The 22,060-nt window shown below is 75.9% G+C and carries 23 protein-coding genes; 14 read left to right on the top strand and 9 right to left on the bottom strand.

Features of this window, described 5'->3' with window-relative positions:
- Nucleotides 1-29: 29 nt before the first annotated feature.
- On the bottom strand, nucleotides 30-1,199 hold the full coding sequence (gene sucC, locus ACFVS0_RS17300) for an ADP-forming succinate--CoA ligase subunit beta (RefSeq protein ID WP_430550394.1): 1,170 nt from the start codon (nucleotides 1,197-1,199) through the stop codon (nucleotides 30-32).
- A 271-nt stretch (nucleotides 1,200-1,470) separates the two neighbouring features.
- Here sucC and ACFVS0_RS17295 point away from each other — a divergent pair, with 271 nt between their 5' ends.
- The gene (locus tag ACFVS0_RS17295; RefSeq protein ID WP_430550395.1) at nucleotides 1,471-1,680 is read left to right on the top strand and encodes an RNA polymerase subunit sigma-70; all 210 of its coding nucleotides are present in this window, start codon (nucleotides 1,471-1,473) and stop codon (nucleotides 1,678-1,680) included.
- Complete coding sequence (locus tag ACFVS0_RS17290) at nucleotides 1,680-2,234, top strand: Clp protease N-terminal domain-containing protein (protein ID WP_430564638.1); 555 nt, start codon at nucleotides 1,680-1,682, stop codon at nucleotides 2,232-2,234. The genes ACFVS0_RS17295 and ACFVS0_RS17290 overlap by 1 nt, the downstream gene beginning before the upstream one ends.
- A 35-nt stretch (nucleotides 2,235-2,269) precedes the next feature.
- On the opposite strand, the gene ACFVS0_RS17285 is transcribed toward ACFVS0_RS17290, so the two are convergent.
- The 3 genes from ACFVS0_RS17285 to ACFVS0_RS17275 are packed head-to-tail and all read right to left on the bottom strand — an operon-like array spanning nucleotide 2,270 to nucleotide 6,331.
- Complete coding sequence (locus tag ACFVS0_RS17285; protein ID WP_430550397.1) at nucleotides 2,270-2,881, bottom strand: hypothetical protein; 612 nt, start codon at nucleotides 2,879-2,881, stop codon at nucleotides 2,270-2,272.
- 42 nt (nucleotides 2,882-2,923) lie between these two features.
- Complete coding sequence (locus ACFVS0_RS17280) at nucleotides 2,924-5,644, bottom strand: UvrD-helicase domain-containing protein (protein ID WP_430588629.1); 2,721 nt, start codon at nucleotides 5,642-5,644, stop codon at nucleotides 2,924-2,926.
- Nucleotides 5,645-5,704: 60 nt separating this feature from the next.
- Nucleotides 5,705-6,331, bottom strand: coding sequence for an NAD(P)-dependent oxidoreductase (locus ACFVS0_RS17275; RefSeq protein WP_430550399.1), 627 nt, complete (start codon nucleotides 6,329-6,331; stop codon nucleotides 5,705-5,707).
- A 93-nt stretch (nucleotides 6,332-6,424) separates the two neighbouring features.
- Here ACFVS0_RS17275 and ACFVS0_RS17270 point away from each other — a divergent pair, with 93 nt between their 5' ends.
- Nucleotides 6,425-7,003, top strand: a complete 579-nt coding sequence (locus ACFVS0_RS17270) for a TetR/AcrR family transcriptional regulator (protein ID WP_430550400.1) — start codon at nucleotides 6,425-6,427, stop codon at nucleotides 7,001-7,003.
- Here ACFVS0_RS17270 and ACFVS0_RS17265 read toward each other — a convergent pair.
- Entirely contained in the window at nucleotides 7,000-7,518 is a 519-nt protein-coding gene (locus ACFVS0_RS17265; protein ID WP_430564635.1) for a GNAT family N-acetyltransferase, read from the bottom strand. The genes ACFVS0_RS17270 and ACFVS0_RS17265 overlap by 4 nt on opposite strands.
- Nucleotides 7,519-7,652: 134 nt before the next feature.
- Here ACFVS0_RS17265 and ACFVS0_RS17260 point away from each other — a divergent pair, with 134 nt between their 5' ends.
- The 4 genes from ACFVS0_RS17260 (at nucleotide 7,653) to ACFVS0_RS17245 (ending at nucleotide 11,612) form a co-directional block, all read left to right on the top strand.
- Nucleotides 7,653-8,036 (top strand): VOC family protein, encoded by a 384-nt coding sequence (locus ACFVS0_RS17260; protein WP_430586705.1) that lies wholly within the window; start codon nucleotides 7,653-7,655, stop codon nucleotides 8,034-8,036.
- Nucleotides 8,037-8,084: 48 nt separating this feature from the next.
- Complete coding sequence (locus ACFVS0_RS17255; RefSeq protein WP_430550403.1) at nucleotides 8,085-8,426, top strand: YnfA family protein; 342 nt, start codon at nucleotides 8,085-8,087, stop codon at nucleotides 8,424-8,426.
- An 83-nt stretch (nucleotides 8,427-8,509) separates the two neighbouring features.
- A complete protein-coding gene (locus tag ACFVS0_RS17250; protein WP_430588628.1) occupies nucleotides 8,510-11,281 on the top strand; it encodes an AAA family ATPase in 2,772 nt (923 codons plus the stop codon).
- Nucleotides 11,282-11,336: 55 nt separating this feature from the next.
- Entirely contained in the window at nucleotides 11,337-11,612 is a 276-nt protein-coding gene (locus tag ACFVS0_RS17245) for a hypothetical protein (protein WP_430588627.1), read from the top strand.
- Nucleotides 11,613-11,644: 32 nt separating this feature from the next.
- Here the strand turns inward: ACFVS0_RS17245 and ACFVS0_RS17240 are convergent, their stop codons facing one another.
- Entirely contained in the window at nucleotides 11,645-12,145 is a 501-nt protein-coding gene (locus ACFVS0_RS17240) for a DUF456 domain-containing protein (protein WP_430588626.1), read from the bottom strand.
- A 10-nt stretch (nucleotides 12,146-12,155) separates the two neighbouring features.
- A complete protein-coding gene (locus tag ACFVS0_RS17235) occupies nucleotides 12,156-12,527 on the bottom strand; it encodes a hypothetical protein (RefSeq protein WP_430564632.1) in 372 nt (123 codons plus the stop codon).
- Between the two features lie 224 nt (nucleotides 12,528-12,751).
- Here ACFVS0_RS17235 and ACFVS0_RS17230 point away from each other — a divergent pair, with 224 nt between their 5' ends.
- The 5 genes from ACFVS0_RS17230 to ACFVS0_RS17210 are packed head-to-tail and all read left to right on the top strand — an operon-like array spanning nucleotide 12,752 to nucleotide 17,683.
- Nucleotides 12,752-12,880 (top strand): hypothetical protein, encoded by a 129-nt coding sequence (locus ACFVS0_RS17230; RefSeq protein WP_430582404.1) that lies wholly within the window; start codon nucleotides 12,752-12,754, stop codon nucleotides 12,878-12,880.
- Between the two features lie 51 nt (nucleotides 12,881-12,931).
- Nucleotides 12,932-14,662, top strand: coding sequence for a nitrite/sulfite reductase (locus tag ACFVS0_RS17225; RefSeq protein WP_430586709.1), 1,731 nt, complete (start codon nucleotides 12,932-12,934; stop codon nucleotides 14,660-14,662).
- Entirely contained in the window at nucleotides 14,659-15,510 is an 852-nt protein-coding gene (locus tag ACFVS0_RS17220; RefSeq protein ID WP_430550409.1) for a phosphoadenylyl-sulfate reductase, read from the top strand. Before ACFVS0_RS17225 ends, ACFVS0_RS17220 begins: the two co-directional genes overlap by 4 nt.
- Entirely contained in the window at nucleotides 15,507-16,871 is a 1,365-nt protein-coding gene (gene cobA / locus ACFVS0_RS17215; RefSeq protein WP_430564631.1) for a uroporphyrinogen-III C-methyltransferase, read from the top strand. The genes ACFVS0_RS17220 and cobA overlap by 4 nt, the downstream gene beginning before the upstream one ends.
- Nucleotides 16,872-16,927: 56 nt before the next feature.
- Complete coding sequence (locus tag ACFVS0_RS17210) at nucleotides 16,928-17,683, top strand: sirohydrochlorin chelatase (protein WP_430564630.1); 756 nt, start codon at nucleotides 16,928-16,930, stop codon at nucleotides 17,681-17,683.
- Here the strand turns inward: ACFVS0_RS17210 and ACFVS0_RS17205 are convergent.
- Both ACFVS0_RS17205 and ACFVS0_RS17200 read right to left on the bottom strand, forming a co-directional pair.
- Entirely contained in the window at nucleotides 17,649-18,263 is a 615-nt protein-coding gene (locus tag ACFVS0_RS17205) for a LuxR C-terminal-related transcriptional regulator (protein ID WP_430564646.1), read from the bottom strand. The two genes, ACFVS0_RS17210 and ACFVS0_RS17205, sit on opposite strands and share 35 nt — an antisense overlap.
- A gap of 68 nt (nucleotides 18,264-18,331) precedes the next feature.
- On the bottom strand, nucleotides 18,332-19,684 hold the full coding sequence (locus tag ACFVS0_RS17200) for a PspC domain-containing protein (RefSeq protein WP_430564629.1): 1,353 nt from the start codon (nucleotides 19,682-19,684) through the stop codon (nucleotides 18,332-18,334).
- A 137-nt stretch (nucleotides 19,685-19,821) separates the two neighbouring features.
- Between ACFVS0_RS17200 and ACFVS0_RS17195 the strand changes: the two genes are divergently transcribed.
- Together ACFVS0_RS17195 and ACFVS0_RS17190 are read left to right on the top strand one after the other, a co-directional pair.
- On the top strand, nucleotides 19,822-21,354 hold the full coding sequence (locus ACFVS0_RS17195) for a PspC domain-containing protein (protein ID WP_430588625.1): 1,533 nt from the start codon (nucleotides 19,822-19,824) through the stop codon (nucleotides 21,352-21,354).
- Nucleotides 21,351-22,010 carry a hypothetical protein gene (locus ACFVS0_RS17190; protein WP_430588624.1) on the top strand — a complete coding sequence of 220 codons (660 nt, stop codon included), beginning with the start codon at nucleotides 21,351-21,353 and terminating at the stop codon, nucleotides 22,008-22,010. Before ACFVS0_RS17195 ends, ACFVS0_RS17190 begins: the two co-directional genes overlap by 4 nt.
- Nucleotides 22,011-22,060 lie beyond the last annotated feature (50 nt).

Raw genomic sequence — 22,060 nt, 5'->3', positions numbered from 1 at the left:
AATCTCTGCTTTCGACGTCGGCGGGGCGCTCAGAGGTGGGCGAGCTCGGCGGCCTTGGCCGCGCCGCCGTCCATGGTCTCGGCCAGGGTGACCAGCGGGTGGTTCGCCTCGCGCAGGATGGCGCGGCCGAGGTCCACGTTGTTGCCGTCGAGGCGCACGACCAGCGGCTTGCTGGCCTCGTCGCCGAGGATCTCCAGCGCGCCGACGATGCCCTTGGCGACCTCGTCGCAGGCGGTGATGCCGCCGAAGACGTTGACGAACACGCTCTTGACCTGCGGGTCGTTGAGGATGACGTCCAGGCCGTTCGCCATGACGGTGGCGTTCGCGCCGCCGCCGATGTCGAGGAAGTTCGCCGGCTTCACGCCGCCGTGCTCCTCGCCGGCGTAGGCGACGACGTCGAGGGTGCTCATGACGAGCCCCGCGCCGTTGCCGATGATGCCGACCTCGCCGTCGAGCTTGACGTAGTTGAGGCCGTTCTCCTTGGCCTTGGCCTCCAGCGGGTCCGCCGCGGCCTTGTCCTCGAGCGCCTCGTGGTCCGGGTGGCGCACCTCGGAGGCGTTGTCGTCGAGGGTGACCTTGCCGTCGAGGGCGACGATCGAGCCGTCCTCGGTGCGGACCAGCGGGTTCACCTCGACGAGGGTGGCGTCCTCGGCCGTGAAGACGGTCCAGAGCTTCTGGATGACGTCGGCGACGGGGGCCTTGAGGTCCTCGGCGAAGTTGGCGGCGTCGACGATCTCGCGCGCCTTGGCCTCGTCGATGCCGACGATCGGGTCGACGGCGACACGGGCGAGCGCCTCGGGGCGCTCGACGGCGAGCTGCTCGATCTCCATGCCGCCCTCGACGGAGCACATGGCGAGGTAGTTGCGGTTCGCGCGGTCCAGGAGCACGGAGAAGTAGAACTCCTCGGCGATCTTGGCGCCCTGCGCGATCATCACGCGGTGGACCGTGTGGCCCTTGATGTCCATCCCGAGGATCTCGCCGGCCTTCTCCTCGGCCTCCGCCGGGGAGTGGGCCAGCTTGACGCCGCCGGCCTTGCCGCGGCCACCGACCTTCACCTGGGCCTTGACGACGACGGTCCCGCCGCCGAGCTTCTCTGCACCTGCGCGAGCCTCTTCGGGCGTCGTCGCGACGACGCCGCCGAGCACGGGCACGCCGTGCTTCTCGAAGATGTCGCGAGCCTGGTATTCGAACAGGTCCACCCTGCTGCGTCCTTCCATCGGTGGTGCCCCTGGGTCGGCAGAGGCCGGCACGAACGGATGTCTCGACATCAAGACATCCCCGAACAGGGTAGTCCGACCGGCACGACGCCGGGAACATCGGCCCTGCATTCCCCCGCCGCAGGTGACCGATCCCACAGCGACCCGCCCGAGTTGTCAGGGCCGCCGCGGGGAATACCGCGCGCCCGTCCTGACAGACCGCAGCGTCAACCAGGGTTGACATGTGCTCGTCTCGTCAACCATAGTTGACGGCATGACGGAGAAGACGCTCGTCGGCGCGGCCGCCGGCGACGACCCCACGGAAGGGCTCCGCGCCGTCCGCGCGCTGCGCGACCTGGCGGACCGCCTCGAGACGCTCCAGGTGGAACGCGCGCGACAGCTCGGCTGGTCGTGGCAGGACGTCGCGGACGCGCTCGGCGTGACCAAGCAGGCGGTCCACAAGAAGCACGGCAGGAGGATCTGATGTTCGAGAGGTTCACGAAGGAGGCGCGCACGGCGGTGCAGGGCGCCACGGAGATCGCGGAGCGCGAGCGCTCCGAGTCGATCGACACCCGACACCTGGTGATCACGCTCGCCGAGGGCACAGGGCGCACCCCCGCCGCGCTCGTGAGCTGCGGCGTCAGGCCCGACGACGTCGCCGCGCGCGCCCGCGACGCCGTCCGACGGGGTGAGGTGCTCGACGCCGAGGCGCTCGCGGCGGTCGGGATCGACCTCGACGAGGTCAGCCGGCGCGCCGACGAGACCTTCGGCAAGGGCGCGCTCGACCGGGCCGCCCGCAAGGGCTCGCGTCGGCGCAAGCACTGGCCCTTCACCGCCGACGCGCGCAAGGCGCTGGAGCTCTCGCTGCGTGAGGCGGTGCGCCTCGGCGACAAGGGGATCGACGACCGGCACCTGCTCCTGGGCCTCCTGCGTGCCGACTGCCCCGGCGGCCGGATCCTCGAGTCGGCCCTGCACGACGCGGGCAGCGACGTCGCCGCACTCCGCGCCGCCGCCGAGCACGAGTCGCGCGCGGCCTGACCTGCGACGCCTGACCTGTCCGGCCTGCGCCGCCGTCAGCGCGCCGACGGCGCGTCCCTGACCGACGCGTCGCCGGCCGTGGCCGCCAGGTACGCGCGGCCGCGAGGCGACAGCCGGTACCCGACGTCGAGGCTCTCCGTGAGGCCCAGCTCCTTGAGCCGGCGCACGCGGATCTTGAACGGGTCGCGCTCCATGCCCAGCCCTTCGGCCAGGGTGCGCGCGACGACGGCCGGCCGCGCCGCGACGAGCTCCAGGTAGGCGCGCGTCCACGGCTCGGGCGCCGCGCGGTCCATGCGCGCGAGGCGGGCGCGGATCGCGTCCACGGCCGCGGCGTCGAGGTCGTCGTCCTCCCGCAGCGCGACCCGCGGGTCCGGCCCGGCCAGGCGCAGGCCCACGCGGTACAGGTCGCCCTCGCCGCGCCGCTCGATCCATGCCCGGGCCGTGGCCACCGACCGGAAGCCCGCCCCGCGGGCGCCGGCGTCGTCGACGCTCTCCAGGGTCACCGGGTCCACGGCCGTCACCTCGACCACGCCCACCCGGGTGCGCATCGTCGACCCAGGACGCACCCGCACCACGGCCCACCGGCGGTAGGTGTGGGTGACCGTCCCGTCGGCCAGGCCGCGCAGCGTCCTCGCGTCCAGCAGCACACGGTCACGATGCCAGCGGCGGCACGCCCCCGCCCGGCGAGGTCAGAGCTTGGTGACCGGCGAGTACCGCAACAGCAGCCGCTTGGTGCCGTCCGCGCCGAAGTCGATCCGCGCGACGGAGTTCGGGCCGCTCCCCTCCAGCGACACGACCGTGCCGAGGCCGTACGCGTCGTGCGTCACCTTGTCGCCGACGTCGAGCGACGGCACGTCCGCGTCCTTGCGCGGGGTCGCGGAGCCGAACGTCGCGCCCGTGCTCGCCGTCGTCGTGCCCGCCTCCTTCGGCCGGCCGATCCGCCCGCCGACACCCTCGGACGGCGAGCGCCGCTGAGGCGACCAGGTGCTGCCCGACGAGCCCGCCCCACCGCGTGCCGACCCGCTCCGTGCCGTGCCGCCCCGTGCCTGACCACCCCACGCGGACCCGCCGCGGCGCAGGTACTGGGTGGACGACTCGCGCCGGCGCCAGTCCCAGAGCTCGTCGGGGATCTCCTCGAGGAACCGGCTGGGCGGGAACTCGTTGGGCGCCCCCCAGGCGGACCGCACCGCCGACCTCGAGATGTACAGCCGCTGCCGGGCGCGCGTGATCCCGACGTACGCCAGCCGCCGCTCCTCGGCGAGCTCGGAGTCGTCGTGCAGCGACCGCATGTGCGGGAACGTGCCGTCCTCCATGCCCGTGAGGAAGACGACGGGGAACTCCAGGCCCTTGGCGGTGTGCAGGGTCATCAGCGTGACGACGCCCTGGTCCTCCTTGGGCTCCTGCTCCGCCTCGCCGTCGGCCACGTCCTCGTCGGGGATCTGGTCGGCGTCGGCCACCAGCGACACGCGCTCGAGGAAGTCGGCGAGGTCGCCCTCGGGGTCCAGCTCGCTGAACTCCGCCGCGACGGCGTGCAGCTCGGCGAGGTTCTCGACGCGGGACGCGTCCTGCGGGTCGTCGGACGCGCGCAGCTCCGCGAGGTAGCCCGTCCGGTCGAGGACCGCGCCGAGGATCGTGGCGGGCGGCTCGCCGTCGTCGACGAGGGCGCGCAGCTCGCGCATCATGTCGCGGAACGCCGTGAGCGGCTTGGACGTGCGGGACGTCATGCCGCCGATCTCGTCGGCGCGCTCGAGCGCCGCCCCGAAGGAGATGCGCTCGCGGTCCGCGAACGACGCCACGAGCGACTCGGCCTTGTCCCCCAGGCCGCGCTTGGGCACGTTGAGCACGCGACGCAGGTTGACGTCGTCGTCCGGGTTCGCCAGCGCACGCAGGTAGGCGACGGCGTCCTTGATCTCGCGGCGCTCGTAGAACCGGGTGCCGCCCACCACCTTGTACGGCAGGCCGACGCGGATCAGCACCTCCTCCAGCGCACGGGACTGCGCGTTGGTGCGGTAGAACACCGCGACGTCCCCGGGGCGCACGCCGTCGGAGTCGCCGAGCCGGTCGATCTCCTCCGCGACGAACCGCGCCTCGCCGTGCTCGTCGTCGGCCACGTAGCCGACGATCTTCTCCCCCGCGCCCGCGTCGGTCCACAGCCGCTTGGGCTTGCGGTCCGGGTTGCGCGAGATGACGGCGTTCGCGGCCGTGAGGATCGTCTGCGTGGACCGGTAGTTCTGCTCCAGCAGGATCGTCGTGGCGTCCGGGTAGTCCTCCTCGAACTCCACGATGTTGCGGATCGTGGCGCCGCGGAACGCGTAGATCGACTGGTCGGCGTCGCCCACGACGGTCAGCTCCGCCGGGTCGAGGCCGTCGACGCCGGGCCCGTCCACGGTGGCACCCGCGAGCTCCCGCACCAGCATGTACTGCGCGTGGTTCGTGTCCTGGTACTCGTCCACCAGGATGTGCCGGAACCGGCGCCGGTAGTGCTCCGCGACGTTCGGGAACGCCTGCAGCAGGTTCACCGTCGTCATGATGATGTCGTCGAAGTCGAGCGCGTTCGCCTGCGCCAGGCGCTGCTGGTAGCGGCGGTAGACGTCGGCCAGCACGGTGTCGAACTCCGGCGCCTGGGACGGCAGCGAGCCCGACGACGCGGCGCGGGCGGCGCGCTCGCGCCAGCCCTCCTCCGTGGCGTCGGCGCCCGAGCTCTGCGCGTACGTCTCGGGGTCGATCAGCTCGTTCTTGAGGTCGCTGATCTTGTGCGCCAGCGAGCGCGCCGGGTACTTCTTCGCGTCGAGGTCCAGCTCGCGCGTCACCAGCGTGATGAGGCGCTGCGAGTCCGCCGCGTCGTAGATGGAGAAGCTGGAGCGCAGGCCGAGGGTCTTGGCCTCCTTGCGCAGGATCCGCACGCAGGCGGAGTGGAACGTCGAGACCCACATCCGCCCGCCGGCCGGGCCCACCAGGTGCTCGACGCGCTCGCGCATCTCGGCCGCGGCCTTGTTGGTGAACGTGATCGCGAGGATCTCCCCCGCCCGCGCCCGGCCCGTGGCCAGCAGGTACGCGATGCGGTGCGTGAGCACGCGCGTCTTGCCGGACCCGGCGCCCGCGACGATGAGCAGCGGCGAGCCCGCGTGCTCGACGGCGGCCCGCTGCTGCGGGTTCAGCCCGTCCAGCAGGGCGTCGGGGTCCAGGTGCGAGAACGCCCCCCGCGACCGCGGCCGCCCCTCGGCCGCGCCGCCGTCGTGGGCGCCGTCGTGCGCCTCCACCGCGGCGTCGCGCACCCACGCGGGCGCGCCGGACTCCGGGTCGGCGGCGTCGTCGTCCCAGCGCGGCGCGGTGGACGGCAGGCGTGCGGTGTCGTCCTTCGCGGCGTGGTCGAACCCGGGCAGGGACAGGCTGTCGAACAGGGAGGTCATCGTGGACCAAGCCTAGGCTCCGCGGCCGACATCCCGGCGCCGCCCGGGCCGACCGTACGCTCAGCCCGCGACGGACACCGTCGTACCGACGGCCGTCGGGTCCTCCAGCAGGTCGCAGACCGCCGCTGCCAGGTCGGCGCGGCGCATCGACCAGCGCCACCGGACGTTGCCGTCCCGGCGCTGGTGGTAGCGGCCGCGGCCCGCGCCGTCGCGCAGCATGGGCGGCCGCACGATCGTCCAGTCGAGCCCCGACTCCCGCACCGCCGGCTCCGCGACGGCGAAGCCCGCGTTCGCGTCGCGCAGCGCCCGGGCCAGGATCGGCTTGGCCAGGTATCGGGACAGCGGGTCGTCGCCGTCCACCACCCAGCCGCTCGCGGTCACGACGACGGCGCGGCGCACCCCGGCGTCGCGGGCGGCGCGCACCAGCACCCGGGTGAGCTCCCCCTGCACCCCCGCCTCGCTGCCCGGCACCGGGCCCACCGCGGAGACGACGGCGTCGGCCCCCGCGAGCGCGGCGGTGACCGCGGGGGCGTCGAGGCCGTCCGCCGTCGCGACGTCGTCGGGCGTCAGCCCGCGCAGCCGGGCCGGGTCGCGCACGACGGCGACCACGTGGTGGCCACGGCGGCGTGCCTCCTCGACGACCAGGCGGCCGGTGCGGCCCGTGGCACCCAGGACGGCGATCTTCATCTGCTGCTCCTCGCGTTCGTCGGGTGAGTAAGTGTTTACTCACCCCTAGGATGAGGGTGCCGCACAGGCATGTCAACGGGACAGGGAGAACTCATGGGCACGCGCGACCGGATCCTCGACGCCGCGGCCACGGTGCTGCGCGAACGCGGGATCGCCCGGGCCACGACCAAGGAGATCGCCCGCGCGGCAGGCTGCTCCGAGGCGCTGCTCTACAAGCACTTCACGGACAAGCAGGAGCTGTTCCTCGGCGTGCTGTCCGAACGAGCCCCCCGGCTCGACGCGCCCGCCGATCTCGTGGGTCGCGCGACCGTCGTCGAGAACGTCACGACCCTCGTCGGCCAGCTGCTCGCGTTCTACGCACGCTCGTTCCCCATGGCGGCGTCGATCCTCGGCGCGCCGGAGCTGCTCGCGGCGCACCGGGAGGGCCTCGGCCGCCGCGGCGCGGGGCCGCAGGGGCCCGCCCTGCAGGTGCAGGCCTACCTCGACGCCGAGGCAGCCGCCGGGCGTCTCGACCCCGGCACCGACACCGAGGCCCTGTCCCGCACCCTCGCCGGGGCCGCCCTCTTCGAGGCGTTCCTGGCCGTCTACGCCGGGCTCGACGACGTGCCCGACGCCCCCGAACGGGCGCGGCGCGTCGTCGCAGCCGTCCGCCTGGGAACGCCGGCCGACTAGCTCACGACTCCAGACCCACCGTCCGGCCTGCGGCGCAGCCGCATCGGCGTGTGCGGGATGTCGTCCTCGAGGTACTCGGGCCCGTCGGGGACGAAGCCGAACCGCCCGTAGAAACCGGTCAGCGGCGACTGCGCGCCGAGGACGACGTCGGCTTGCGGGGCGGCGGCGGTGGCCACCTCCACCGCGGCGCGCATGAGCACGCCCGACGCCCCCGAGCCGCGCACGTCCGGGTGGCACACCACGCGGCCGACGCGCTGCACGTCGCCGTCGTCGAGCACGCGGGCCGTCGCGACGACGCGTCCGTCCCGTGCGCCGTCGAGCAGCACGACGTGCCGCGCCGTCGGCTCGGCGTCCCGGCCGTCGAGGTCGGGGTACGCGCACTCCTGCTCGACGACGAACACGTCCTGGCGCAGCCGCCACGCCTCGTACGCGGTGCGCGCGTCCAGCTCGTCGAGCGTCGCGACGCGCACCGTCCACCGGTCGTCGTGCCGCGCTGCCGCGTCCTGCGTCGTCATGGGATCCCCCTCGTGCCGTGCCTGCCGCCCGACACCCTAAGCCGCGTGCCGATGAGATCCGCCCCCGGCGACCGTCCCACCCGTACCGCACCCGCCGCGACCGGCGCCGGGTCGTCGCCCGAGGAGGAACCACCGTGGCCGCAGCACGATTCACCGGGGTCCAGACCGTCGCGGTCCCCGTCCGCGACCAGGACGCCGCGCTCGCCTTCTACACCGGACGCCTCGGGTTCGAGGTCCGCTTCGACGCCGAGCTGCAGCCCGGCTTCCGGTGGGTCGACGTCGCCGCACCGGACGCCGCGACGTCGCTCGCGCTGGTCCGCGCGGGCGACGGGCTGCCCGCCGGCGTCGACACCGGGATCCGGCTCGTCACGCCCGACGCGCGCGCCGCGCACGCCGCGCTGGAGGACGCGGGGGCCGACGTCGGCGAGCTCCTGCTGTGGGAGTCGGCGCCGCCGATGTTCTCGTTCCGGGACCCCGACGGCAACACCCTGTACGTCACCGAGAACCCCGCAGGCTGACCCGCGCCGGCTCGCGGCGGGCCCGCCGGGCACGCCACACTCCTGCGCATGACCGTGCTCCGCTCGATCCTGCTCTTCCTCGCCGCCGCCGTCTTCGAGATCGGCGGCGCCTGGCTGGTGTGGCAGGGGGTGCGCGAGCACCGCGGCTGGATCTGGATCGGCGCGGGCGTCGTCGCCCTCGGCGCGTACGGGTTCTTCGCGAGCCTGCAGCCGGACGCGAACTTCGGCCGCATCCTCGCCGCGTACGGCGGGGTCTTCGTGGCCGGCTCGCTCGTCTGGGGCATGGTCGTCGACGGGTTCCGGCCCGACCGCTGGGACGTCGCCGGCGCCCTGATCTGCCTCGCCGGCGTCGCGGTGATCATGTACGCCCCCCGCGGGGCGGCCGCCTGACACCGCCCGGCGGGCCTCGCGGGCGCGGGTGAAGAGCCCGCCCGTGCCGGGTGCGTGCCCCCGCGCGGTGGGATAGTCGGCTCGTGGCAGGCCCCCGGGTGGTGGGGAGAGCCGACGCCCTGGCAGCCGTCGACGGCCTGCTCGGGGCCGCACGGGAGGCGCCGGCGGGGCTGGCGCTCACCGGTCCCCCCGGCATCGGCAAGACGACCGTGTGGCTCGCGGCCGTGGACCGGGCGCGCGACGAGGGCGCCACCGTGCTCGCGGGCCGCCCGGCGCCCGCGGAGGTCCGCCTCGAGTACGCCGGCCTGGCCGAGCTGCTGGCGCCGCTCACCGCCGCCGCGAGACGCCTCCCCCTCCCCCAGCGGCGCGCGCTGGACGCCGCCCTCGGCCTCGAGACCTCGGGCCCGGCCGGCGGGCCGCAGCTCGTCGCGGCCGCCGTGCGGGCCCTCGTCGGCGACGCGGCGGCGCGCGGCCCGGTCCTCGTCGCCGTGGACGACCTGCAGTGGCTCGACCCGTCGAGCCGGCAGGCGATCTCCTTCGCCTGCCGCCGTGCCACGGGCTTCCTGGCGGTCCTCTCCTGCGCGCGGTCGTCCGACGGCCCGGGCCCCGCGGCGCACGACGCACCCGTCCCCGCGCTCGAGCCCGCCGACCCTCGTCGGCTCGTGCGCCTGGCCCTGCCCGCGCTCGCCCCCGACGAGCTGCTCGCCGTCGTCCAGGACCGGGGGGTGGTGCTCGACGCCGTGGCCACGACGCGCCTCGTCGCGGCGGCCGGCGGCAACCCGCTCTTCGCGATCCAGCTCGCGGAGCACTGGCGCGCCCAGGGACGACCCGACGGCCTCCCCGCCACGCTGCGCGCCCTGGTCGACGCGCGGGTGTCGCGGCTGCCGGCCGGCACGCGCACGGTGCTGCTCTCGGCGGCCTGCCTCGCGGACCCGCGGCTCGCGCACCTCGCCGTGCTGCACGACGGCGACGCCGCGGTGGGCGACGCCCTCGCTCCGGCGGAGGACGCCGGGGTCGTGCGCCTCGACCAGGGCCGCGTCCGGTTCACGCACCCGTTGTTCGCCGCGGGCGTCCTCGACGCCACGTCCCCGGGCGGCCGCCGCGCGCGCCACCGCGCGCTCGCCGACGTCGTCGGCGACGGCGAGGCCCGTGCCCGCCACCTCGCGCACGCGGCGACCGGCGCGGACCCGGAGACCCTGGGGGCCCTCGACGCGGCGGCCGAGGCCGCCCGGCGGCGGGGCGCGACCTCCGTCGCGGCGGAGCTGGAGGACCTCGCGCTCGGGCTCGGCGTCCGCGAGCCGGCCCGCCTGTTGCGGGCGGCGGAGGACCAGCTCCGCACCGACGCCTACGGGCGGGCGCTCGGCCTCGCGGCCGAGGCGCTGCCCGACCTCACCAGCCCGCTCGAGCGGGCGCGCGCGCTCGGCACGGCCGGTCGGGCGCGGTTCCGCCTGGGCGACCTCGCGGGCTCGGTCGCCGCGCTCTCCGAGGCGGTCGCCCTGGCCGGGGCGGACCCCGACCTGCACGTCTCGCTCCTCGGCGACCTCGCGACCGGGCTCCTCAACAGCGGCCAGGTGGAGCTCGGCCGGACCTGCCTGGTCGACGCGGCGGCGGGGCGGACGCCCTCGGGGACGGACGACGGGGCGGGCGCCGAGCTCCTCGCCGGCCGGGCGGTCCTCGACCAGCTCACCGGCCGGGGCTACGACGAGGCCCTGGCACGACGGGCCCTGGCGGCCGAGGACCCCGGCCGCGCCGTGCCGGCGATCCGGTGGCCGACGGTGAACGTCGCCTCCGCGCTCTTCTTCACGGGCAGGCCCGCGGACGCGCTGGGGCTCCTGCTCGACGCCGAACGCCGGTGCGTCGACCGCGGCCAGGAGACCGACCTCTGGTACGTGCAGTTCTACCTCGCGCGGGCCGCGACCCTCGTCGGCGAGCTCGGCGTCGCGGAGGGCGCCGCCGCGCGGCTCGAGGGGCGCGCCCGCGTGACGGAGGGTCCGCTCCTCGCGCTCATGGCCGCCACCGCCAGGGCACACCTCGGCGCCTGGACCGGGGACGCGGCGGCCGCGCTGCCGACCGCGCGGGCCGCCGCCGCGCGGTTCACGGAGCTCGGCGCCCCGCACGTCGCCGTGCTGCCCGCCGCCGCGCTCGGCGCGGTCCTCCTCGCGGCCGGCGACGCTCCCGCCGTCGTCGAGCTGCTGCTGCCGCTCGAGCGCCACGTGTTCTCCTGCGGGTACCGCCACCCCGGGTTCGCGGGCGTCGTCACCGACCTCGTGGCGGCGCTCGCCGCGACCGGCGGGACGGCCGCGGCGGCCGAGGTGCTGGACGGCTACGGCGAGGCGGCGGCCCGACCCGGGGGCGCGTGGCTCCGCGGCGTCCTCGCCCGCGGGTGGGCGGGCGTCGCCGCCGGGACGGGCGAGACCGGGCGGGCGCGTGGCCTCCTCGACGACGCGCTCGCCGCCTTCCCGCCCGGGTACGAGCGCGGGCGCACCCTGCTCGACCTCGCCCGGCTGGAGCGGCGTGCCCGTCGCCGCGCCGCCGCCGGCGACGCCGCGCGGCGCGCGGTCCGGGAGCTGGAGGCCGTGGGCTGCACGCTCTGGGGCGACGTCGCGCGGGCGGAGGCGGACCGGGTGTCCGGGCCGTCGCCCGGCGCGTCGCTCACCGCGATGGAGGCGCGGGTGTGCGCCCTGGCCGCCGCCGGACGGACGAACCGGGAGGTGGCGGTGGCCCTGTCCATGAGCGCCAAGACGGTCGAGGCGCACCTGTCCCGCGCCTACGCGAAGCTCGGCATCCGGTCGCGCGCCGAGCTCGGGGCGCTCGCGGGGCGGGGGGAGCTCCCGCACGACGAGGGAAGTCCCTGATGCGCGCCGCGCCGGCCCGGCCGCATCGTCGGACCAGGGTGCGGGAGGGGGTGCCATGTCCTGGACGATCGAGATCTCCCCGCTCGGCGTCGGGGGCGCTCCCGACGCGCCCGACCACGCGCCCGACCACGCGACCCCCGGGGCGCGCCACAGCCGCCTGCGCACGCTGGCGGCCCTGGTGTGCGGGGCGCTGCTCGCGGCCGCCGCGCTCACGGTCGCCGACGAGGTGGTCGGCGACGGGGCACGAGACCCGGCGCCCCTCGAGCAGGCGCCGCCGGCCCCGCGGATCGGGCTCGGGGACTTCCGCGTCCCGACGGCGACGGGCCGCTGAGCCGGGCGCCGCCCTGGTCGCCGGGCCGGGGCTCAGGTGAGGAGCAGCCCGACCACCCAGGCGAGCGTGGCGACGACGCCGCCGGCCAGCTGCACGCCGATGGTGATGAGCGTGGCCTTCAGGGCGGCCCGCGTGGCCGTCCACGCGACGGCCGCGTCGCGACGTCGGGCCAGCTCCACGAGGAAGACGGCGCCGGCGAAGAAGAGGAAGAGCCCGACCACGGGCACCACGAAGAACCCGACGACCCCCGCGAGGCCGGCGACCGCGAGCGTGCCCCAGGGCACGTCGGCCCGGCGCATGTGCCGCCCCGCGAGCAGCCACTGGCCCGTCTCGGCCGCCACGACCGCCAGGGCGGCGACGGCGAAGCACACCCACGCCGTCGTGCCGCCGGTGACCCACGCCCACACGAGGATGCTCCCCAGCACGAGCACGTTGCCGGGGAGCACCTGCACGACGATGCCGACCAGGCCGACGGCGATCGCCAGCCCGACCAGCACCTCCCCCAGGACGCTCATCGCGACCGGCCCGGGCACACGGGGACGGTCACCAGAAGACGGCGACCAGGATGTTGACCAGCGTCAGGGCGCCGATCGAGTGCTTGAGCCCGGGGGCCACGGCACCCGTGCCGTTGTCCCCCTTCGAGCCCTGGCGCTTGGCGACGAAGGCGAGCACCGCGATGATCAGCGCGATCACGAGCTTGACGCCGATCTTGGCCATGCTGGGGCCGCCGTCCGCCCAGAGGTCGGCCATCTCGGCGACGCCGACCATGAGGACGCCGGCGACGAGCGCGGTCGCGGCGCCGTGGAAGACCCCGCGGTAGAGGCCCGGGCTCTTGATCGACGCGATGTAGCCACCGAGGACGATCGCCCAGCCCACGAAGTGGAGCGCGACGAAGACGTGGTAGAGGAACTCCATGCGGGCAGCCTAGCCGCGCGCGGAGCGGGATCTGACACCGGTGTCCGCAACCGGTCACACATCACACTCGGGCGACCCGACGCAAGCCTTCCCCCCATCGTCCCAACATGTGGTCCCACCATGTGGACCCTGTCTCGCGCGAGACCGTCCGGTGCGGCTACGGTCATCCCCATGACCACGGCCGCGCACCGCCTCCTCGTGACGACTCGTCACGAGATGCCGGCGTGCGTGCGTCGCAGCATGCGCAGCTGTCTGTGCTGCTGTCGCTGATCGCGCCCTACCTCAGCCCCGCCGCCCCCGCGCGGCTCCTGAGCACCGGCGCGCGCCGTCGGTCCTCGGCCCACCCCCGCTGAGTCTCTCGTCGTCGCGCGTCCCGCCCCCGAGGACCCGAGGAACTCCCCCAGATGACGACGCAGACCACCGCACCCGCCCCGACCGGCGACAACACCCCCGCGCGCGTCCGCCCCCCGCGCACGGCGCGCCCGAACGGGCAGTGGAAGGTCGACGGCACCGAACCCCTGAACCACAACGAGGTCTTCAAGCAGGAGGCGGCTCCGCTCGGCGTCCGCGAGCGCATCGAGTCGACCTACGCGCGCGAGGGCTTCGACTCGATCACCGACGACGACCTGCACGGCCGGTTCCGCTGGTGGGGCCTGTACACGCAGCGCAAGCCCGGGATCGACGGGGGCCGCACGGCGACGCTCGAGCCGCACGAGCTGGAGGACCGCTACTTCATGCTGCGGGTCCGGTCGGACGGCCAGGCGCTCTCGCCGGCGGCGCTGCGGGTGCTCGGCGGCATCTCGGCGGACTTCGGGCGGGGCTCGGCCGACATCACCGACCGGCAGAACATCCAGTACCACTGGATCGAGATCGAGAGCATGCCGGAGATCTGGCGCCGTCTCGACACGGTGGGCCTCGAGACGACCACGGCCTGCGGCGACTCCCCTCGCGGCTTCCTCGGCAGCCCGGTCGCGGGCATCGCGGCCGACGAGATCATCGACCCGACCCCGGTCATCCTCGAGATCAAGCGCCGGTACATCGGCGACCCGGAGCTCGCGAACCTGCCCCGCAAGTTCAAGACGGCGATCACCGGGCACCCGAGCCTCGACGTGGTGCACGAGATCAACGACATCTCGCTGGTCGGCGTGGTCCACCCGGAGCTCGGCCCCGGCTACGACCTGTGGGTGGGCGGGGCGCTGTCGACGACGCCGCGGCTCGGCGAGCGGCTCGGCGTCTTCGTCACCGAGGAGCAGGCGCCCGACGTCTGGCACGGCGTCATCCGCATCTTCCGCGACTACGGCTACCGGCGGCTGCGCAACAAGGCCCGCCTGAAGTTCCTGCTGGCGGACTGGGGCACCGCGAAGTTCCGCGAGGTGCTGGAGAACGAGTACCTCGGCCACCCGCTGCCGGACGGCCCCGCGCCGGCGCCGGCCACGCGTCCCGGCGACCACGTCGGGGTGCACGAGCAGAAGGACGGCCGCTTCTACGTGGGCGCCGCGCCCGTCGTCGGGCGGGTCGGCGGCAACACGCTCACCGGGCTGGCCGACCTCATCGAGCAGGTCGGCGCGGACTCCGCCCGGCTCACCGCGCACCAGAAGGTCGTGGTCCTCGGCGTGCCCGCCGACCGCGTCGACGAGCTGCTGGACGGGCTCGAGCCCCTGGGCCTCACCGCTCGTCCGAGCCTGTTCCGCCGCTCGACCATCGCCTGCACGGGCATCGAGTTCTGCAAGCTCGCCATCGTCGACACCAAGGACACCGCGGCGCGCGTGATCGGCGAGCTCGAGGACCGGCTCGGCGACGTCACCGACCGGCTCGACCGGCCCATCGAGCTCAACGTCAACGGCTGCCCCAACTCCTGCGCCCGCATCCAGACCGCCGACATCGGGCTCAAGGGCCAGATCATCACGGTCGACGGCGAGCAGATGCCCGGCTTCCAGGTGCACCTGGGCGGCGGTCTGGTCGGCGAGGGCCGCGACGAGGGCGGCCTGGGCCGCACGGTGCGCGGCCTCAAGGTGCCGGCGTCGGAGGTCGGCGACTACGTGGAGCGCGTCGTGCGGCGGTACGACGCCGAGCACGACGGCGGCGAGACGTTCGCCCAGTGGGCGCACCGGGCCGACGAAGAGGCCCTGCGATGACCGCCGTCGAGGTCTCCTCCCCGGTCACGCTGCTCACCTCCCCGGCGGGCGGGGGCCGGCTCGCCGAGGTGCGGGCCCGGGCGGCGGCGCGCGAGGAGTCGCGCGACGCCCGGCGGCACGCGCGTGCGGCCCGGCACCGCCGCTCCACCGAGGAGCTGCGCCACGTCGTCGAGCGGGGCCAGGCCCAGCTGCACGCCGACGGCGACCGTCCCGAGGCCACCGCCGAGGAGGTCGTCGCCTGGGCCGTGCGCGAGTTCGGCCCGTACCTCGCGGTCGCGTCGTCGATGCAGGACCTCGTCCTCGCGCACCTGGTCTCCCGGCAGCTCCCGTTCGTCGACGTGCTCTTCGGCGACACCGGCTACCACTTCGCGGAGACGCTCGGCACGCGCGGCGCGGTCGAGATCGAGATGGACGTGGACGTGGTCGACGTCCGCCCCGAGCTGACCGTCGCCGAGCAGGACGCGAAGCACGGCCCCCGCCTGCACGACCGGGACCCCGAGGCCTGCTGCGCCATGCGTAAGGTGGCTCCCATGCGGCAGGCCCTGCAGGGCTACGAGGCCTGGGCGACCGGCGTCCGCCGCGGCGAGACCGCGGCCCGCGCGAACGCGCCCCTGGTCGCGTTCGACGAGCGCAACGGCGTCGTGAAGATCAACCCCCTCGCGGCCTGGACCGACGAGGAGGTCCAGGAGTACGCCCGCACGCACGGCGTGGTGGTGAACCCCCTGCTCGGCGACGGGTACCCGTCCGTGGGCTGCGAGCCCTGCACCCAGCGGGTCGAGGCCGGGCAGGACGCCCGCGCCGGCCGCTGGGCCGGCCGGGACAAGGACGAGTGCGGGCTGCACGTATGAGCCGCCGCAGGACGTCCTCGAACGCGCCGCGCGCCGCCCGGCCCGCCGCGCCGCACGACACGTACCCGCTGGGCCTGCGGGTCGGCGGCCGTCTCGTCATCGTCGTGGGTGGCGGCCCCGTGGCGCTGCGGCGCGTGCGCGGCCTGCTCGCCGCCGGGGCGCGCGTGCGCGTGATCGCGCCCGACGTCGTCCCCGAGCTCGCCTCGCTCGTCTCCGCGGGCGCGATCGAGCGGATCACCCGCGGTTACTGCGACGGCGACCTCGACGGCGCGTGGCTGGTGCACACCGCGACCGGCGACCCCGACGTCGACGCCCGCGTCGCCGGCGACGCCGAGCTGCTGCGGACGTTCTGCGTCACCGCGGGGGACGCCGGGCTCGGCTCGGCCTGGGTGCCCGCCGTGGCCCGTACCCCCGTGACGGACGCCGCCGGGCGGCCCGCCGGCGACCTCGCCGTCGCGGTCACCGCCGGTCGCGACCCGCGCCGCGCCGTGCGGGTGCGCGACGCCGTCGTGGCCGGGCTCGACGACGGCAGCCTGCCGCTGCGCGCCGTGCGCTCCGCCGACCCCGCCGGCGGGCCCGGCGGCGGTTCGCGCATCGGGCGTGTCGCCCTCGTCGGCGGCGGGCCCGGGGACGCGGGCCTCGTCACCGTGCGCGGGCGGCGGCTGCTCGCCGCGGCGCACGTCGTCGTCGTCGACCGCCTGGCCCCCCGGTCCCTGCTGACCGGGCTGGCCGACGACGTCGAGGTGGTCGACGTCGGCAAGACGTCCGGGCACCATCCGGTGCCGCAGGAGGAGATCACCGCGCTGCTGGTGCGGCACGCGCTCGCCGGGCGCGACGTGGTGCGCCTCAAGGGCGGCGACCCGTACGTCTTCGGCCGCGGCGGCGAGGAGCTCGACGCCTGCCGCGCCGCCGGGATCGAGGTGGAGGTCGTGCCCGGCGTGACGTCCGCCGTCTCCGTGCCGGCGGCGGCCGGCATCCCGGTCACCCACCGCGGGCTCGCCCGCGGCTTCAGCGTGCTCACCGCGCACGACGACGTCGGTCAGGTGCCCGGCGGCACCGACCACACGCTCGTGCTGCTCATGGGCGTCACCCGGCTCGCGGACACCGCCCGCGCGCTCGTCGCGGCGGGCCGCCCGGCCGACACGCCCGTCGCCGTCGTGGAGGACGGGTTCGGCGCCCGCCAGCGCACCACCGTCGGCACGCTCGCCGACATCGCCGACCGGGCGCGCGCCGTGGGCGTGCGGGCCCCGGCCGTGACCGTCGTGGGCGACGTCGTGCGGCGCAGCCCGGCGTGGACCGGGCCCACGTCCGCGCACAGCTCCGTTCACAGCATCGTGACCGGGGCCGTGAGGTCGTCGTGACGACGGTTCACACGGACGAAACGGCGCGGGACGAGGCCCGTCCTAGGGTTGCCGGCATGACCGCTCCCGCGCTCCTCGCCGTCTCGCACGGGACGGCGTCCGCCACCGGCGCGGGCGCCGTCGCGACCCTGGTCGAGGCGGTGGCCGCCCGCCTGCCCGACGTCCCCGTGCACGCGGGCTTCGTCGACGTGCAGCAGCCGGACGTCCCGACCTGCCTGGCGGGGCTGCGGGACCTCGACGCGCCGACGGTCGTGGTGCCGCTGCTGCTGTCGGCGGGCTACCACGTGCACGTCGACCTGCGCGAGGACGTCGACGCCGCCGTCGCGCACGGCGACGTCGTGGCGCTCGGCGGGGCGCTCGGGCCCGACGACCGCCTGGTCGACGTGCTCGAGCAGCGCCTCGCCGAGGCGGGCGTGCGCGACGACGACACCGTCGTCCTGGCCGCCGCCGGGTCGAGCGACGCCCGAGCCGTCGCCGACTGCGAGACCACCGCCGCCCGCCTGGCCGGACGCCTGGGACGTCCCGTCGCCGTCGGGTACATCGCGAACGCCACCCCGCGCGTGCACGAGGTCGTGGACACGGCCCGGGCCGAGCAGCCGGGCCGTCGCGTCGTCGTCGCGTCGTACCTGCTCGCGCCGGGCTTCTTCGCGGACCTCGCCGCCCGGGCGGGCGGGGACGTCACCGCCGCGCCGCTCCTGGTCGCCGACGAGGAGGCGCCCGCGGGCCTGGTGGACGTCGTCGTCGAGCGCTACGGCGCCGCTGTCCGAGCCGGCCTCGTCACAGCAGCCGGCGGGCCGCGGCCCACCGCGTGAGCTCGTAGCGGCTGGACAGCTGGAGCTTGCGCAGCACGGCCGACACGTGCGTCTCGACCGTCTTGATGGAGATGAACAGCTCGCTCGCCACCTCGCGGTAGGAGTAGCCACGCGCGATGAGCCGCATGACCTCCTGCTCCCGCTTGGACAGGCGGTCCAGCTCGTCGTCCGCGACGGCCACGTCGCCGGCCGCCGTGCCGAACGCGTCCAGGACGAAGCCCGCGAGCCGGGGCGAGAAGACCGCGTCGCCACCCGCCACGCGCACGACGGCGCCGGACAGGTCCGACGCCGAGATGTTCTTCGTGACGTAGCCGCGCGCCCCGGCGCGGATGACGGCCACCACGTCCTCGGCCGCGTCCGACACGGACAGCGCGAGGAACTTCGTCTCGCTCAGCAGATCCGCGCAGCGCCGCACCACCTCCGCCCCGCCGCCGCCGTTGCCCCCCGGCAGGTGCACGTCGAGCAGCACGACGGGCGGGCGGTGCTCGTGCACGACGGCGACCGCCTGGTCGACGTCCGCCGCCTCGCCCACCACCAGTACCCGACTGTCCAGGCTGGCGCGCACGCCGGTGCGGAACATGTGGTGGTCGTCGACGAGCACGACGGGGACCGGCCCCGTCGGCTGCGGCGTCGCGTCGCTGGGAGTGGTCACGTGCGTGCTCCTTCGTCGGCGGTCGTGCTCGGCTCGTTCTCGTCGGTGCGCGCGTCGGTGCGCTCGTCGGTGGGCTGGTCGGCGGCCGCAGGAGCCGCCGCCGGGGCGGCGGCGCCGTCGCGCGGCATCCGCAGCCGCACCTCGGTGCCCCAGCCGGGGCGGCTGGTCACGTCGGCGGTGCCGCCGCGCCGGTGCACCCGGCCCAGGATGGACTCCCGGACGCCGAACCGGTCGGGCGCGATGTCGTCCATCTCGAACCCGTCGCCGCGGTCGCGGACGAACACCTCCACGGCGACGTCGGTCACCTCGAGGTAGACCGTCACCGGCGGGCGGCCGTGCACGACCGCGTTCACGAGCGCCTCGCGCGACGCCTGCAGCAGGGCCGAGGTCTCCTCCGTGGGCACGCAGTCGCCCACCATGACCGACTCGACCTCGACGGCCCGGCCGTCCTCGACCTCCGCCACGAGGGCGCGCAGCTCGGCCGCGAGCGACGTGCCCGGGGCCGTGCGGTCGGTGTACAGCCACTCGCGCAGCTCGCGCTCCTGGGCGCGTGCCATGCGGGCCACCGCCTCCGGGTCGTCCGCGCGCGAGCGGATCAGTGCGAGGGTCTGCAGCACGGAGTCGTGCAGGTGCGCGGCGATGTCGGCCCGCTCGGCCTCGCGCGCGCGGGCGGCGCGCTCGTCGCCCAGCTCGCGCACCAGCCGCAGCCACCAGGGGGCCAGCATGAGCGCCGCCCCCGCGAGGACCGCGAGCGACGCCACGGCGGCCTGCAGCAGCACCGGCACGGGGGCGTCCTGGCCGATGAGCAGCAGCACGCCCACCATGACGAGGACGACGCCGCCCACCAGCCGCAGCACGAGCGTCGAGCGTCGGGTGCCGGAGCCGCCGTCCCCGAGACGACCGCGCTGCGCGGCGTCGAGCTGGCTCCACGCGAGCGCCAGGCCGCCGACGGCGACGAGCGCCGGCAGCACCCACGACGCCCCGACGTCCCAGCCCGCGCGGATCGCGACCAGGACGAACGCGCCCGCGATGAGGGCCGCTCCGACGAGGACGTCGCGCACCGGCAGTGCGGAGACCGGCCCCCGCAGCCGCAGGCGCGGCGCGAGCCGCTGCAACGACGTGGGGGTGGAGTCCGCGGCCTGCCGCGGGTCGCCCGACGGCACGGTCACCCACCAGAACACGTAGGCCACCGCGCCCGCGCCCGCCACCAGGGTGAGCAGCAGGAAGGCGAGGCGCACCACCAGGACCGGGAGGCCCAGGTGGGCGGCGAGGCCCGCGGCGACGCCGGCGAGCACCCGCCCCTGAGGGGGCCGGCGCAGCGGGAGGCGCGGGGGTCGCTCGGTGGTCATGCTCCCGATCCTGGCACGTCAGGGGCGCCCCGGGGCGCGCGATCCCGAGGTTTCAGGGTGGCCCGGCCCGCCGAATCAGGGTCGCGTCAGGGCAGCACCCGATGCCGCGGCGGCCGCGCGGTCGCCAGGATGGAGCCATGAGCACCGACGACCTCCCCCAGCCGCCCGGGTCGCAGCCCGGAGCCGGCGGCGCCCCCGCCGCCGGCGGCACGCCGCCGCGCCGCACCGGCGACGGCTTCTTCGACTCCATCCGCCGCATCGGCCTGATCCGGTCCGACGACCGGTGGGTCGGCGGCGTCGCGGGCGGCGTGGCCGACCGGTTCGGGCTGGACCCGCTGCTGGTGCGCGGCCTGCTGATCCTCAGCTTCTTCCTCACCGGCGCGGGCATCGTCATCTACGCGGTCGCGTGGGCGCTGCTGCCGGAGCGGGACGGCCGCATCCACCTGCAGCAGGCGTTCCGCGGCGACTTCGACGTCGCGCTGCTCGGGGCGGTCGTCGCGCTCATCGTCGGCTTCGCGTGGAACAACGGCCTCGGGTGGTGGGGCTTCGGGATCGACTGGATCGGCGGCCTCCTGTGGATCGCCGTCTGGGTCGGGATCGTCTGGCTGGTCGTCAAGCTGATCCGCGACCGCCGGCCGCGCAACGGCGGCCCCGGCGCTCCGCCCGCGCCCCCGTACCCCGCGGCGCCGCCGTACCCCGCCGCGCCCGCGCCGGGCACGACGGACGACCCCGCCGCGAGCGGGCCCCCGTCCACGGGGTCCTTCGTCCCGGCCCCGCCGGCCCCGTACCTGCCGTCGCCCTCGACGACGCAGCCTCCGACCGACCCGTCGACCCACTCGAGCACCTCGGGCCCCTCAGGCTCCTGGGCCGCGGCCCCCGCCGCGCCGGCCGGCACCTGGGCCGCCGCGCCCGCGCCGGCCGCTCCCCCGGCGGCACCGGTCGTCGCGCCGCGTCCGCCGCGTCCGCCGCGGCCCCCGCGCCGCGGCCCCGGCGCCGCCGCGGTCGGGATCGTCCTCGGGCTCGTGCTGCTCGCGGGAGCACTGCTCCTCGTGGCCGACCGCACCGGGAACCTCGACCTGCCCCTCGGCCCCACGTGGTTGGGCGCGTCGATCGTCGTCCTCGGGCTCGGGCTGGTCGTGACGGGCCTGCGCGGCCGGCGCGGCGGCGGCCTGACGTTCTTCGCGATCCTCGCGCTGATCGCCGGCGTCATCACCTGGCCGTTCGCCGGTGACCGCGTCTCCTGGGAGTTCTGGGACGACGGCCCGCAGCAGTCCGGTGCCGCGGCGGTCGTCAGCGACGGCACCCTGCACCCGACGACGACCGCCGAGGCGGAGGAGGGCGTGCACGTGCGGTTCGGCGACGCCACGGTCGACCTCACCGACCTCGACCTGACGGACGTCCCGCTGGGCGACCCCGTCGTCGTCCCCGTCACGATCTCCGCCGGCAACGCGACCGTCCTGATCCCCGACGGCCAGGCCGTGGAGGCCGACGTCGAGGTCATCGCGGGCAACGCCGAGTGGCGCGTGGACGGCCAGGGCCGCTCCGTCAACACCTACACCAACGGTCCCGTGCGGTTCACGACCGAGGAGGCGCGCGAGGCTGATGGTGCCCGCCTGCTGCTCGACGTCGGCGTGCGCGCCGGCAACCTGACCATCGAGGAGTCCCGATGAGCGACGACAAGCCCACCACGCCCGGCCCCGAGCCGGACGAGACCCAGGCCCTGCCGGCCCCCGACGAGACGCAGGCGCTGCCCGCGGCCGACGAGACGCAGGCGCTGCCCGCGGCCGAGGAGACCCGGGCGCTCCCGGCAGCCGACGAGACGCAGGCCTTCGCCGGCTCGGGCGACACCCGCGCGTTCCCCGTGGCGGGGCCGGACGACCCGCTGTCGATCTTCGACCGGCCGGAGCGCCCGGCGGAACCGGCGTCCACCGAGCACGCGACCACGCAGGCCGCGGGCTCCGCGCCCGCGACACCGTCCCCCGGCTACGGCGCCACCGTGCCCGAGCCGGCGTCGGCGGAGTGGGCCTCGTCCGAGCCTGCCTCGGCGGAGTGGGCCTCGTCCGAGCCGGCCGAGCCGGCGCCCGCGGCCCCGGTGACCGCGCCCGTGGACGAGCCGCACGCCAGCACCGGCCCGCGGTCCAGCACGATCGTGTGGGGCTTCCTCGTCGTCGCCTTCGGCGTGGGTCTCGTGGCCAACGCCGCGGGCGCGCACATCGACATCGAGCTGGCCGCCATCGTGCTCCTCGCCGCGGCAGGCGCCCTGCTGGTGATCGGCTCGGTGGTCAGCGCGGTACGCCGACGGCGCCGCGCGACGACCGTCCGCTGACGCGCACGACGAAGCGGGAGGGGGGAAAAAGGTGGAACCCCAGTTAGCAG

This window comes from Isoptericola sp. NPDC058082 (assembly GCF_042885055.1).
Classification (GTDB): Bacteria; Actinomycetota; Actinomycetes; order Actinomycetales; family Cellulomonadaceae; genus Isoptericola.
This window is presented reverse-complemented; position numbering and strand designations above follow the sequence as displayed.

Bases quoted from the DNA above. Each gene is read 5' to 3' on its own strand.
- ACFVS0_RS17205 (WP_430564646.1), bottom strand. From the start codon at position 18,263: ATGTTCCGCACCGGCGTGCGCGCCAGCCTGGACAGTCGGGTACTGGTG.
- ACFVS0_RS17280 (WP_430588629.1), bottom strand. From the start codon at position 5,644: ATGACCTCCCTGTTCGACAGCCTGTCCCTGCCCGGGTTCGACCACGCC.
- ACFVS0_RS17275 (WP_430550399.1), bottom strand. From the start codon at position 6,331: ATGAAGATCGCCGTCCTGGGTGCCACGGGCCGCACCGGCCGCCTGGTC.
- ACFVS0_RS17255 (WP_430550403.1), top strand. From the start codon at position 8,085: ATGACCGTGCTCCGCTCGATCCTGCTCTTCCTCGCCGCCGCCGTCTTC.
- ACFVS0_RS17270 (WP_430550400.1), top strand. From the start codon at position 6,425: ATGGGCACGCGCGACCGGATCCTCGACGCCGCGGCCACGGTGCTGCGC.
- ACFVS0_RS17210 (WP_430564630.1), top strand. From the start codon at position 16,928: ATGACCGCTCCCGCGCTCCTCGCCGTCTCGCACGGGACGGCGTCCGCC.
- ACFVS0_RS17195 (WP_430588625.1), top strand. From the start codon at position 19,822: ATGAGCACCGACGACCTCCCCCAGCCGCCCGGGTCGCAGCCCGGAGCC.
- ACFVS0_RS17295 (WP_430550395.1), top strand. From the start codon at position 1,471: ATGACGGAGAAGACGCTCGTCGGCGCGGCCGCCGGCGACGACCCCACG.
- ACFVS0_RS17290 (WP_430564638.1), top strand. From the start codon at position 1,680: ATGTTCGAGAGGTTCACGAAGGAGGCGCGCACGGCGGTGCAGGGCGCC.
- ACFVS0_RS17190 (WP_430588624.1), top strand. From the start codon at position 21,351: ATGAGCGACGACAAGCCCACCACGCCCGGCCCCGAGCCGGACGAGACC.
- ACFVS0_RS17265 (WP_430564635.1), bottom strand. From the start codon at position 7,518: ATGACGACGCAGGACGCGGCAGCGCGGCACGACGACCGGTGGACGGTG.
- ACFVS0_RS17235 (WP_430564632.1), bottom strand. From the start codon at position 12,527: ATGGAGTTCCTCTACCACGTCTTCGTCGCGCTCCACTTCGTGGGCTGG.
- ACFVS0_RS17245 (WP_430588627.1), top strand. From the start codon at position 11,337: ATGTCCTGGACGATCGAGATCTCCCCGCTCGGCGTCGGGGGCGCTCCC.
- ACFVS0_RS17220 (WP_430550409.1), top strand. From the start codon at position 14,659: ATGACCGCCGTCGAGGTCTCCTCCCCGGTCACGCTGCTCACCTCCCCG.
- cobA (WP_430564631.1), top strand. From the start codon at position 15,507: ATGAGCCGCCGCAGGACGTCCTCGAACGCGCCGCGCGCCGCCCGGCCC.
- ACFVS0_RS17200 (WP_430564629.1), bottom strand. From the start codon at position 19,684: ATGACCACCGAGCGACCCCCGCGCCTCCCGCTGCGCCGGCCCCCTCAG.
- ACFVS0_RS17225 (WP_430586709.1), top strand. From the start codon at position 12,932: ATGACGACGCAGACCACCGCACCCGCCCCGACCGGCGACAACACCCCC.